Annotated in this window: 8 protein-coding genes; 5 read left to right on the forward strand and 3 right to left on the reverse strand. The window is 38.8% G+C overall.

The window, feature by feature from the left end:
* Window positions 1–13 precede the first annotated feature (13 nt).
* Genes hisD through hisG form a run of 3 tightly spaced genes read right to left on the reverse strand, consistent with a single transcriptional unit; the run spans window position 14 to window position 2,476 of the window.
* A complete protein-coding gene (hisD, locus tag WAA15_RS03405) occupies window positions 14–1,282 on the reverse strand; it encodes a histidinol dehydrogenase (RefSeq protein ID WP_337041030.1) in 1,269 nt (422 codons plus the stop codon).
* Entirely contained in the window at window positions 1,283–1,588 is a 306-nt protein-coding gene (locus WAA15_RS03410) for a phosphoribosylpyrophosphate synthetase (protein WP_337041031.1), read from the reverse strand. It abuts the gene before it with no gap.
* Window positions 1,589–1,606: 18 nt separating this feature from the next.
* Window positions 1,607–2,476 carry an ATP phosphoribosyltransferase gene (gene hisG / locus WAA15_RS03415; protein ID WP_337041032.1) on the reverse strand — a complete coding sequence of 290 codons (870 nt, stop codon included), beginning with the start codon at window positions 2,474–2,476 and terminating at the stop codon, window positions 1,607–1,609.
* 439 nt (window positions 2,477–2,915) lie between these two features.
* Here hisG and WAA15_RS03420 point away from each other — a divergent pair, with 439 nt between their 5' ends.
* The 5 genes from WAA15_RS03420 (at window position 2,916) to WAA15_RS03440 (ending at window position 13,388) form a co-directional block, all read left to right on the forward strand.
* Complete coding sequence (locus tag WAA15_RS03420; RefSeq protein WP_337041033.1) at window positions 2,916–4,772, forward strand: CocE/NonD family hydrolase; 1,857 nt, start codon at window positions 2,916–2,918, stop codon at window positions 4,770–4,772.
* Window positions 4,773–5,130: 358 nt separating this feature from the next.
* Window positions 5,131–5,451: a DUF6660 family protein gene (locus WAA15_RS03425; RefSeq protein ID WP_337041035.1), complete on the forward strand. Its 321-nt coding sequence runs from the start codon at window positions 5,131–5,133 to the stop codon at window positions 5,449–5,451.
* A 114-nt stretch (window positions 5,452–5,565) separates the two neighbouring features.
* The gene (locus WAA15_RS03430; RefSeq protein WP_337041036.1) at window positions 5,566–7,749 is read left to right on the forward strand and encodes a TonB-dependent receptor; all 2,184 of its coding nucleotides are present in this window, start codon (window positions 5,566–5,568) and stop codon (window positions 7,747–7,749) included.
* Window positions 7,750–7,797: 48 nt separating this feature from the next.
* Window positions 7,798–9,906 (forward strand): heavy metal translocating P-type ATPase, encoded by a 2,109-nt coding sequence (locus WAA15_RS03435; protein WP_337041037.1) that lies wholly within the window; start codon window positions 7,798–7,800, stop codon window positions 9,904–9,906.
* Between the two features lie 170 nt (window positions 9,907–10,076).
* On the forward strand, window positions 10,077–13,388 hold the full coding sequence (locus tag WAA15_RS03440; RefSeq protein WP_337041038.1) for a hypothetical protein: 3,312 nt from the start codon (window positions 10,077–10,079) through the stop codon (window positions 13,386–13,388).
* Window positions 13,389–13,411 lie beyond the last annotated feature (23 nt).

The following is a 13,411-nucleotide window of genomic DNA, read 5'->3' on the forward strand; positions in this document are numbered from 1 at the left end:
GGTTAATTAAACATCAGTTCAGGCTTTCAACACGCAAACTTACGGCCCTTTTATGAGCCTCTAACGATTCGGCTTCTGCCATTAACTCAACTGTTTTGCTGATATTACGGATACCTGTTTCAGAAATTTCCTGAAAGGTGATTTTCTTTACAAAGCTATCCACAGAAACGCCACTGTATGCACGCGCATAACCGTTGGTAGGCAAGGTATGATTAGTACCCGAGGCATAATCGCCACAAGATTCAGGCGTGTAATTACCCAGAAAGACCGAACCGGCATTTACGATTTTCTCAGCTACTGCCATATAATTCTGAACCGATAAAATAAGGTGTTCGGGTGCATAATCGTTCAGCAAATCAATACAATCCTGTTCGTTTTCGAGAAGGATAATTTTTGAGTTTTCGATGGCCTGTGTAGCAAGGTCTTTTCTTGGGAGGCGGTTTAACTGACCAGAAACAGCCAGATTAACAGCCGAAACCAGTTTTTTACTTGTAGAAACTAATAAAACCTGACTATCGGAGCCATGCTCGGCCTGAGAGAGCAAGTCGGCCGCAACAAAAGAAGGTACTGCTGAATCATCGGCCATGACGGCAACCTCAGAAGGGCCAGCCGGCATATCAATTGCTACGCCTTCTTTACTTAATAATTGTTTTGCAGCTGTTACATACTGATTCCCCGGGCCAAATATTTTATATACCTGCGGTATAGTTTCAGTACCATAAGCCATGGCAGCAATTGCTTGCGCCCCTCCTACTCTGAATATTTGTGTTACCCCTACTAATTTAGCTGCATAATAAATAGCAGGATGATTACTCGGCGAACACAATACGACTTCCTGACAGCCCGCAATCTGCGCAGGTACACCCAGCATTAGCACCGTCGAGAAGAGCGGGGCTGTACCTCCGGGTATGTAAAAACCCACTTTCTGAATACCTACACTTTTTCTCCAGCACTTCACGCCGGGCATGGTTTCAATTACCTGTGCCTGTTGCTTTTGTGCCTCATGAAAGGTATATATATTTTTATATGCCTGCTGAATAGCCTGTTTCAATTCGTCAGACAACTGCCCTTCGGCTGCATCAATTTCCTGTGCTGATACCCGCAGGGTACCAAGTTCTATTTTATCAAACTGTTTGGCAAATTCTTTTAAAGCTTTGTCGCCCTCTTGCTTAACTTTTTGCAAAATAGGTTGAACCCTCTGCTCTATTTCTGCCATCTCCTGCACAGGGCGCGACAACAGTTTTTTCCACTCAGCACGTGGAGGAAAAGAAATTATTTTCATTTAACGCTTGATTTTCAGTTTTTCAACTAATTCTGCCGATAATGGTTCGGCATATACGCCATAAGCATTTACTAAAACTCCTTTTATAGCTGCTTTTGTCGACGAAATAGCATATACAATCACTTCGTCGTCGGGGTTAGTATCGCCTTCAAAACGATACACTTCATCAATCTGAAACTCATCGGGCAGCAGGTTTAAATCCTTGCTATGGCAATAAATTGCTTCATTTTGCAGATTAAAATTATGGTCATAGCCTCTGCTATTCAAATCATTAATAGCAGCCGAAGTAGTATCGTACGTGTTCATGACGAAGATATTTTTATGTTAATAAATCATTTTTTCGATAGGTATTACCAGAATACCTTCTGCTCCTGCCGCACGAATAGCTTCGATGTTTTCCCAGAACTGATTTTCTTCCAGTACAGAATGTATCGAGCTCCACCCTTGCATGGCCAACGGCACAATAGTAGGGCTTTTCATACCCGGAATCATATTAATAATATCCTGTAATTTCTCATTAGGGGCATTCAGCAGGATATATTTATAATTCTGCGCAGTTTGCACGGCTCTTATTCTGAACAACAATTTATCAAGAGTTTCGTGCTTTTCCTTAGAGAGTTTTTTATTGGTAATCAGGATGGCCTCTGAGCGGAATATAACTTCTACTTCTTTTAAACCATTACTCAGAAGTGTACTGCCTGAACTCACAATATCACAAACGCCATCGGCAAGGCCAATGCTTGGGGCTATTTCCACCGAACCACTGATTTCATGAATTTCGGCTTTTACGCCCTGGTCTTTCAGGTATTGCCCTAAAATTCGTGGGTAAGATGTAGCAATGCTTTTACCCTGAAAATCGTTGAGGCCATGGTAATCAATGCCACGAGGCACAGCGATTGACAAACGACATTTTGAAAAGCCTAATCGATAGGTTAATTCAGCCTTACGATTCGACTCCACAAATACATTTTCGCCTACAATACCGATGTCTGCCACACCGTCTTCGACATAACCCGGAATGTCGTCATCTCTCAGAAAAAGAAACTCTGCTGGGAAATTTGACGACGAAGTTTTAAGTTTTCCGGTACCGCTTTCAAACTTAATTCCACATTCTTTAAAAAGTCCAAATGAGTCTTCACTTAATCGGCCCGATTTTTGAAGAGCTATTCGTAAAATAGAGTCTTTATTTGACATTTATTTGTATTTTCATTAAAAGTTTGCAAAAATACTCTAATGATTGTGTTTTGCCAAAAGAATGGGTATCAATAAAAAAAAGTATATTATTTTAATACTATTTTAACTTGAAAATTCTTCCATTCTTTTTTAACTTTACTCCGTCGTAAGAGTTTCCATAACTATCCTAAACACTAAAAGTAACCACTAGTAATCTATGAGACAATCGGTACATCTTAGTTACCGCTCACCACGTTCGGTGACTCACTCTAAAACCAAAAAGGTCATTTCAGCGCTAATCATCGCATCTATCTGCGTTTTAGCTATTTTTTTCTGATTAATGGAGTGATTGATAAGAGCGCATATTTGAAAAATTATGCGCTCTTATTGTAAAATACCCTCTCTTTCCTCTAAATTAGCACCTGATTTTTACTTACCTCTCATTCAAAACTAACACTTCATGAAGAAAATTATCTTTTTCGTGCTGTCGTCTTTTGCCGTTATAGCACAGAACGATTTTGTCAAACAAAATTACACCAAACACGAATATAAAATCCCGATGAGGGACGGCACCAAACTACACACAGCCGTTTATGTGCCTAACGATGCATCAGAATCGAACAAATACCCCATGATGATGCAGAGAACCTGTTATAGTGTGGCCCCTTATGGAGAAGACAAATATCCGCAACGCCTTGGGCCTTCTGGTTTTCTGATGCGTGACAAATATATTTTTGTGTATCAGGATGTAAGAGGTCGCTGGATGTCGGAAGGGACATGGACAAACATGACACCTAATAACCCCGGTAACGATGCTAAAACCGCCCCTGACGAAAGTTCAGACACTTATGATACAATTGAATGGTTGTTGAAAAACGTAAACTTCAACAACGGCAACGTAGGGCAATGGGGAATTTCGTATCCGGGCTTTTATACAGTTGCAGGTGCTGTTGATGCCCATCCTGCTTTAAAGGCCTCGTCTCCACAAGCCCCTGTAAGCGATTTCTTCTTCGACGATTTCCATCATAACGGGGCGTTCATTCAGGCATATTTGTTTACTTTCCCTGTGTTTGGCATACAGCATTCAGGCCCAACCACACAAGCGTGGTATAATAATCAGATGATAAATACCAGCAACACGCGCGATGGCTACCAGTTTCAGTTAGATTTAGGCCCATTAAAAAATGTGCAGAAATACTACAAAGATAACTTTTACTGGCAGGAAACCGTCGAGCATCCCAATTACGACGAGTTCTGGCAAAAAAGAAGTATTTTACCACACCTGAAAAACATTAAACATGCAGTTATGACTGTTGGTGGCTGGTTTGATGCCGAAGATTTATACGGCCCGCTGAATGTTTATAAAAAAATAGAAAAAAACAATCCAAATACTTATAATACTTTGGTAATGGGTCCGTTCGGGCATGGTCGCTGGTCTGCCGAAACAGGTCATACACTTCATAGCAATATTTATTTTGGCGACAGCGTGGCAACCTTCTACCAAAAAAATATTGAGGCCAAGTTTTTCCGCCATTTCCTAAAAGAAGCCGGCGACGGCAAAACAGGTTTACCAGATGCCTACTTGTTCGATACAGGAGCCAAAGAGTGGAAACAATTTGATAAATGGCCTTCGCCTGCTGCCCAGAAACTTACTTTCTATCTGAATAGTAATGGCGCACTTGACCAAACACAGCCAGCCAAAGTAACTGCCAGCGAGTATATTAGCGACCCTAAAAAACCTGTCCCTTACAGCGAAGATTTAGTAGCCATGACGGGCTTCACACCTTTCAATTATATGTCGGAAGACCAACGGTTTGCAGCTAAACGCCCCGACGTACTGGTTTTCCAGACGGATGTCCTGACGGAAGATATTACCCTCGGCGGTGAAATATTTGCCAAGCTAAAAGTAAGTACCACAGGAAGCGATGCCGACTGGGTTGTAAAATTAATTGATGTGTATCCGGCTAATGAACCTAACCACCCATATATGCCAAACAAAGGTGTGCTACTAGCCAACTACCATCAGATGGTACGTAGTGAGGTATTAAGAGGCCGTTTCAGAAACAGTTTTGAAAAACCTGAGGCATTTGTACCTAATAAAGTAACAGATGTAAATTTTCAGTTACAGGATGTACTCCATACTTTCAAGAAAGGACACAGAATCCAGATTCAGGTACAAAGTACATGGTTCCCTTTGATTGACCGTAACCCTCAGAAATTCGTACCAAATATTTTCAAGGCTGAAGAGGCTGACTTTATCAAAGCTACCCATAAGGTTTATTCAGATTCTAAAATTGAGGTTCAGGTTTTGAAATAGGTGCCACCAATAAAGGAAGTATGCAAACCCAAAACCAGTTTGCTACCGTTTGATAATTTTTGGCACGAATTTTGAAACCCTATAAATATACGTATATGATAAGGTAAAGAAAAGAGATTTGGGTTATGTACTTACCATGCTTATTATATTAAAGAAAATATGTTGAAATAAACATTAAAAATATTTTTTACTCCAACGACTCTCTCAAAGTCGACGGGTAAGATTCATCGTGTATTAAACAAAAAAATCGCCGCACCTTGTGGCGATTTTTTTTTATAGCAACTTCTATTCAGAATCATTAAAAATAAATATTTCTCTTGCACTCCTGTTGCATGGCTTTCTTCTCTACATTTGTTGCATGTATCGGTTACTGAACATATTATTGAGTTTTTACCTGCTTTTGCTGGCCTGTATGCCCTGCCATGATGCGCCTGTAAATACGCATGATAAACCTCAAACAAGTGTTTACTCCGCTGCTAATTCTCAAGCCAGCCATAGTGAGTCAGATTTCTGTTCGCCCCTTTGTAGTTGTGCTTGCTGTGGTACACTTATGGTTTCACCGTCTGCCGAGCAACTCGTTCCTTTTGAACCTGTGTCAGACCAGACCCAATTCTTTACCGAAATCAAAGATACCACGGGTTTTATTTCTTTGCTCTGGCAACCGCCGCAATTAGTTTAATACGACTTAATGACCATTTCTGAGAACTATTAACTCAGAAAATGGAAACCAAAAACCGAGTGCTTGCTTTTCAGTAAGCCTTAAAGTCTATTGTATTAACTAATATTCAGGCAGATGAAAAAAATCATTTTAATTTATATATTCCATTTATTTTTTCAATATAGTTTCGCACAGAGTCCTGACACCTCAGGTATTTCAAAGGCAGGTATTATTGTTAAAGACCTCAGAACCTCAGAAAACCTGATTGGGGCAACCGTAGCAATTAAAGGTAGCTCAATTGGCGCAACTGCCGATATAGACGGCAAAGTATTGCTGAAAAATGTACCTAAAGGCGAGCATATACTAGTTATTTCATTTATTGGTTATAATACGCAAGAGAAAAAAGTATTTTTCCCTTTAACAGAAGACCTGATAATTTTTCTGGAAAGCAATAACGAAGAACTCGAAGAAGTAGTAGTTTCAACAACGCGTATCAGCAGAAACATTGAGCGCATTCCGACACGAATAGAGGCCATTTCGTTAGAAGAAATTGATGAAAAAGCTAACATGAGACCCAACAATGTTTCAATGCTTTTACACGAAAGTACGGGTATACAAGTGCAGCAAACCAGTTATACGTCGGCTAATCAGAGTATAAGAATACAAGGTTTAGATGGAAAATACACCCAGATACTAAAAGATGGCTTACCAACATTCGGCGGTTTTTCAAGCGGGTTAAGCCTATTAGATATTCCTCCGCTCGACCTCCGTCAGGTAGAAATCATTAAAGGTGCGGCTTCAACTTTGTATGGAGGGGGGGCCATTGCCGGAGTAGTAAACTTTGTATCTAAAGAACCTAAAGAAAAGCAGGAGTTAGCAGCAATTATTAACCAGACTAGCACGGGTGGAGGCACAAACTTAAGCACGTTTCTATCAAAACGGAATAAGAAAGTGGGTTATACATTGTTACTGTCGGGGTCTATTCAAAATCCTTATGATGTTGACAAGGATGATTTTACCGAGATTCCACGCAGTAGAGATTTAAACATTAATCCTCGTTTCTTTTTCTATATAAATGATAAAACCAAACTTATAATTGGCAACTCAATTACCTTTCAGAATCGTTTTGGCGGAGATACATACGTAATAAGCGGAAAAGCAGATAACAACCATACTTATTTCGAAAAAAACAATTCGGTCAGAAACATTTCCAACTTACAGTTCAGCCGCCAGTTGTCAGATAAAAAGCAATGGGTATTCAAACAAAGCCTGAGTTTATTCGACCGGCAAATTCAAATACCCGATTATAGTTTCAGAGGTGTACAAACAAATGCTTATACTGATTTTTCATACATCATAAACGCTAACAAACATGCACTGGTAATTGGGGCGAATATCATCTTTGATAATTTTAAAGAAAAACAAGCCTTAAAACCGCGCACAGAAAAGAATTTTATTACAGGGGTTTATGCCCAGAACAACTGGGATATAACCGACAAATGGTTGATTGAAGGAGGTTTTCGCCTCGACTACACCGCTAAATATGGTATTTTTGCTTTACCTCGTGTTTCGGCTCTGTATAAAATAAACGAACACTTAAGCAGCCGTCTGGGTGGTGGTTTGGGCTACAAGCTCCCAACTATATTCACAGAAGCAAGCGAAACGCTGGCGTTTCAGTCTGTTTTACCCATTAGTACACAGGCAAAAGCAGAACAATCGTATGGAAGTACTTTTGATGTAAATTACCAGCATAATGTGAGTGAAAACCTGAGCTTAACAATAAATCAGATGTTTTTTATAACGCAAATAAACAAACCACTGATTTTACAAAACAATAGCGTAGGTTCTTTCTTCTTTGAAAATGCAGCTAAACCTGTTATTTCCAAAGGCTTTGAAACAAACCTCAGACTTACTTTTGCCAACTGGATTAAGCTATTTGCAGGCTATACTTTTACCGATGCCAGAGCTACCTATAAAGCCGGCAACCAGACTGTTACCCTACTACCCAAAAATAAGTTAAATATGGCTTTACTAGCCGAAAAACACCAGCAATTTAAAATAGGTCTTGAAGGCTATTATTCTGACAGGCAGGTTTTGAGTAATGGCCGCCTTACCCAACCTTACTGGGAATTTGGCTTGTTTATTGAAAAAACTTTTGGCAAAATCAGTGTTTTTGTCAATGCTGAAAACTTTACCGATACCCGCCAGAACCGCTTCGAGAAAGTCGTTTTTGATGCACACAATACGCCAAAATTCAATGAGGTATATACCCATACCGAGGGCAGGTCGTTTAATGGAGGTATTAAATTAAAATTGTAATTATTTATCTAATTCAGGTGTTTTAAATACACATAAACAGGTAATTAAATGAAACACGAACATAATCATCCACATCCGAAAGGGCTAAATACTGACCCCAATCATGTGCATACCTATGACGACCAAGGCCGAATGACCTGTTGTTCTCTGGAAGAAAAAATATATGCACAAGCCGATGCTAAAGAATTACTGGTTTCTAGGAAAGCAACTAACAAGCATAACCATGAACATGGGCATACGCATGAACATAGCCATGAAGGGCATGACCATGAACACGAACATGGTGGCTCAACAGGATTAAGACAGTATTTACCAGCAGGAATCAGTTTTTTGATGTTGCTTTCAGGCATTGCTTTTGATAACTACATTCAAAATAGCTTTTTTAGCGGGTATGTACGTCTGGTTTGGTATCTTGTGGCTTACGCCCCTGTGGGGTTACCTGTAATCAAAGAAGCATTTGAAACCATTAAAAGAAAAGACTTCTTTACCGAATTTACGCTCATGGTTTTGGCTACTTTGGGTGCTTTTGCCATTGGCGAATACCCCGAAGGTGTGGCTGTTATGCTATTTTATGCCATTGGTGAGTTATTCCAGAGCATGGCGGTAAATAGGGCAAAAAATAATATCAAAGCATTGCTTGACATTCGCCCGTCTGCGGCTACTGTTTTAAGAAACAAAACATACCAAACAGTTCCACCTGAATCGGTAGAGATAGGCGAAACCATTCAGGTAAAAGCTGGTGAAAAAGTACCATTGGATGGCGAAATACTTAGCGAAAGCAGTAGTTTTAATACATCGGCACTAACCGGAGAAAGCAAGCCTAAAACCCTAAGTAAAGGCGAGGTGGTGCTGGCCGGAATGCTGAATCTGGACAAAGTGATTGAAATAAAGGTAAATAAAAAATTTGCTGACAGCTCACTTGCACGGATTCTGGATATGGTCGAAAATGCAACTACACGTAAAGCTAAAACTGAGTTATTGATTCGTCGTTTTGCCCGAATCTACACACCCGTAGTTTTCTTCCTGGCACTTGCGGTTATTCTGCTCCCGGCCTTAATTGTCGAAAATTATATCTTTACCGAATGGCTGTATCGTGGACTAATATTTCTGGTTATTTCCTGCCCTTGTGCCTTGGTAATTTCCATTCCTCTAGGGTATTTTGGTGGAATCGGGGCTGCTTCCAGAAACGGCATTCTGTTCAAAGGCTCCAACTATCTGGATTTAATGACCAAAGTTAACACCGTTGTTATGGACAAAACCGGAACCCTCACAAAAGGGGTGTTTAAAGTACAGAATGTAGTTACTAACCTACCAGACCCAAAAGCGTTTATCAGAATAGTTGCTGCGCTCGAAAGTAAGTCAACACACCCGATTGCAAAGGCTATTGCCGAATATGATGCCCTCTCAAAAAATATAATTCCGGTTGAAGGAATTGAAGAAATACCGGGCCATGGTTTAAAAGGAATAATTAACGGGCAGGAAGTACTGGCAGGTAACCTTAAACTCCTGAAAAAATTTGGCATTGCTTATGATTCTTCGCTCGAATCTGTTGTAGAAACAATTGTAGCCGTTGCCATTGACGGCAAATTTGCCGGATACATTATAATTGCTGATGAGCTAAAAGAAGATGCCGCCCTTGCCATTCAGGAAATGCACAGGAATGGTGTTAGTCAGACAATTATGCTCAGCGGAGACAAAGATATTATTACGCAGAAAATAGCTCAAACTTTGGGTATCGACAAGGCTTTTGGTGATTTACTACCAGAAGATAAGGTGCAAAAAGTAGAAACCCTCCGAAAAGATATCAATCAGGTAGTGGCTTTTGTCGGAGACGGTATTAACGATGCTCCGGTACTCGCCTTGAGCGATATTGGCATAGCCATGGGGGCAATGGGTAGCGATGCCGCCATTGAAACTGCCGATGTAATTATCCAGACCGACCAGCCTTCTAAAATAGCTACTGCAATTAAAATTGGTAAAGCTACCCGAAGCATTGTTATTCAGAATATAATACTTGCTTTTGCAGTAAAGGTAATTGTGTTGCTTTTGGGAGCCGGAGGCTTGGCTACTATGTGGGAGGCAGTTTTTGCTGATGTCGGCGTAGCTTTGCTGGCAATTCTGAATGCCGTAAGAATACAGCGCATTAGCTTTAATTAATCAGGAAATTATTTCATTCAAAGGCAGTGTTGTTATGATACTGCCTTTGTTGTTTTTTCTTTCAATTATTATAGCAATAGGGCTTTCAGAAATTATAAAAATACATTTTTATCTTCTTTTAGGTAATTAAATAAAAGTAGTTTATTTTTGAATAAAAATGACGTTTAAAGATGAAACACATACTTTTATTTGTATTTTCCTTCTTTGCTTTTTCTGCTGTTGCCCAAACGCTGACTGACGACCAAGTTAAACAATACCTTGATGACCTTCAAAAAGAGGAAATCCTTTCTGAACTCGGAAAAGATGGTTTCCTGAAGTTTCTTAATAAAGAAAATCCTGCCTTAAAAAAACGCCTGTCAGGGGGTGCATTTGGTGCGCTTAATAATATTCCAGACTCGCTTATGAAATCAAGAGCGGCCATATTGGGCTATATAGGTGTTTTTGAGTTAATGAGAAATGTTGGCTCAGCAGCCGATGATATGGTGCAGATTCGGGAAATGGGAGAAAAGCTTCTGAGCGAACGGATGTTTTTCAAACCTGATATGGAAGGGCAAGTAAATCCGAAAAATCCTCTTTCTTTCTTATCACTTGAGCAAAACCTTACTCCTTCTAAAGAAAACTACCTGCTTATTGCTGAAAGACTCAAAGCTATTAAACTTATTGACCAAAGAGTGTATGATGAACTGGTAAAGTGGCTAGAAAAAGGTCGTATTAAATTAATTAACGACTTTGGCTTCTTTATTTATGCCGCCCGCCAGACGTGGTTCTATGATAACTACGAAGACCAGAAAAGGCTTCAATTCAAATATATAGACAGCCTGCAAGTTGTTAAACTTTTATCGAAAGAAAAAGGTGACTCCCTCAAAAAAAGCTATCAACCTTATGAACTTAAAAGTAAAGTTGATATTCTTTCGCTTAGTAATTATGCCGTTGTGATACCGAAGGAACATGGCAATTTTACGAGAGAAGAAATCTATGAAAATTTATTCAAACAAATAAATACCAAACTGATACCAGCGTTAAAGTTTACTGATTTCTCTGTATCTGAAATCACCCCCAACTCTTCTGACCAAGATAATAACCTCATGGGCTTACCTTTCAGTAACCCTATGGATAAAAATAAGAAACCTTACCGTTTGCAATACTCAGTTAATGGCTTTACCTATGCCCAAAAAGCAGATACGGATTTTTCGTTGGTAAAAAATCTGATAAAAACCATTCCGCCCGATGTAAACATCGATAGCACAATTATACAATCTTATGTAACTTTTTTGTCGCCTATTATCGGTATAAACACAAAAGATTTCCGCTCAATCAATGATTTTCTTATTGACCAGAAATCAGATAAAAGACTTATAGTTGTAGGTAATGAGATGAATCCTTTGATTCCGATAAAAGATGCCCGCAAAGTAATTTTACTTGTCGATAGTACCCAGAGTTTATCTTTCGCTTCCAAGTTTCAGGAAATTCCTTTTTTGGGTAGCCTGTTCGGGGAAAAAAGCGATTTCTCGGACAAAATGAGCCGTGAAAACCTAAGCAAAATTTTACAGGATTTTCAGGAACACCACATTATTCCAATTGATAGTAAAGAGGCCATTGATAAGGCTATTGTCGATTTCAGATTTCAGTCAGACAATAGAAACAATGTAGAAAGAGGCTTACTGTTGAGTTTCCCCTCAATTATTGCTCAAATAAACTTTAATCCGAAAGAAGAAAATGAAAAAAAAGCCTCTTTCAAAAACTTTATTAATGAGCTAAGCAGGGTATCAAATAATCAGTTTAAACCTGAAAAAATCAATGATAACTTTGAAAACGAAGTTCTAAAAAGTAGCGACAAAGACCGTAATCTGGTTATGAGTTACAGGCTGAAAGATAAAAAATACGAGTATAAACAGGAGATTCCGAAAGTAGATATGAAGGATATGCCTATACCCCAAGGCATGAAAAAAGACTTTCTCAATTTCGATAATTTAAACTTGAATCAATATGATTTAATCGGACTAGTGAACTCATCTCTTGAAGAAAATAACATTGATGGCCAGTTTTACGAAATTAATGCTAGGTCTGGTATGAATATTTTCGGAGCCTCTGGCAAGAGTTATTATATTTTTCTGAATCAGGAACAGTACAGTTACATTGAGCAAAACCATCACTTAATATTTAATGAACCCATTGAATCTTATACTGACAATGCCTACAATAGCTACAAATCTCAGATAGCCGCTTTTAATGCCGAAGATTTAAGCATTGCTATGCAAAGAGAAAATATGCTTTCACAGGATTCGGTGCAAACGCTCGATTTAAAAAATGCGAAAGAACCTTCGGACGTATTGAAGGCCAGCGCACAGGTAGTTGTGATAGATATGAACGAACTAGCTGATAAAACAGATACCGACGCTTATACATATATTATTGAAAAGTTTGGTCAGAAACTTTTGCCGAAAGCAACATTCAGTAATATTAACTATACCCAAAAAGGTAACGATAGTACTGAATATGAAGGATACCTGATTACCGCAAAAATTGATGGAAAACCCTACGAACAAACACTCTATACTTCTATTAAGCAGCTTGTAAGAACCTCTCTTGATTCGCTCAAAAGTGAAAATGCAGCCTACTTCCCTAGTATTGGCGAAAACCAATTTAAAGTTATTAACGATTATCTGACTGATATTAATTCGCCGCAAAGATTAGTAATTGTCTGCGATTATCGTAGCCCTCGCTTATCTTTTGTTTTGTTTGATAGTACACAAGCCACTCTGGTAGAAGAAACCCTACCCAATAACTATGTTGACTTTGCTATGTATAGTAAACAGTTCAGTCGGGATAGTTTACAAAATATTCTCTATGAATTGAGCAGAATTGGCTTATGTGAACCTATGTCTGATTCTGAAAAAGAAGATTTCATTTTGAAGTTCCGACGTATGCCTAGTTCTGGGAAATCTTTTCTTAAAAACTTACCGAAAGTTGTAACTAATATAGACATCGTTGATTTAGACGATTATAGCGATATTTATAAAACTTTTATTGACTCGTTGAAAACCATTTCACATAATCAGTTTAACCCTACAAAAGTAGAAGATAACTTTGCCAAAACGCTCAAGAAAAGCATGTATAGTAAGAGACTTTTTGAGTATAGTTTCGTATTGAACAACAAAAAATATTCAGAGAAGCAAATTGTAGAAGCCCTGCCTAAACCCAAAGGCAAAACGAAGGAAGAAAATTACCCATTTTTTGATTTAGACAAACAAAAATTAATTGACTTGATAAACAAGGCTTTAGCTGAACAAAACTCAGATTATGCGTTTTATGAACTTTCTTATATTGATGAAGATAGCGACGGGCTAAGTGGGCAAGAGTATGTTTTTCTTACGTCAAAGCAATATCATTGGATTAAATCAAAATTCCCTGAGATTTTTCAGACCTACGATGATACACGTATGTACGACTCAGACAAAATTGAAGATGGTAATAAAAATTAATATAGATTGTTAGCCCGACTTTT

The sequence above is a fragment of the Emticicia sp. 17c genome (assembly GCF_037153985.1).
Taxonomy (GTDB): domain Bacteria; phylum Bacteroidota; class Bacteroidia; order Cytophagales; family Spirosomataceae; genus Emticicia.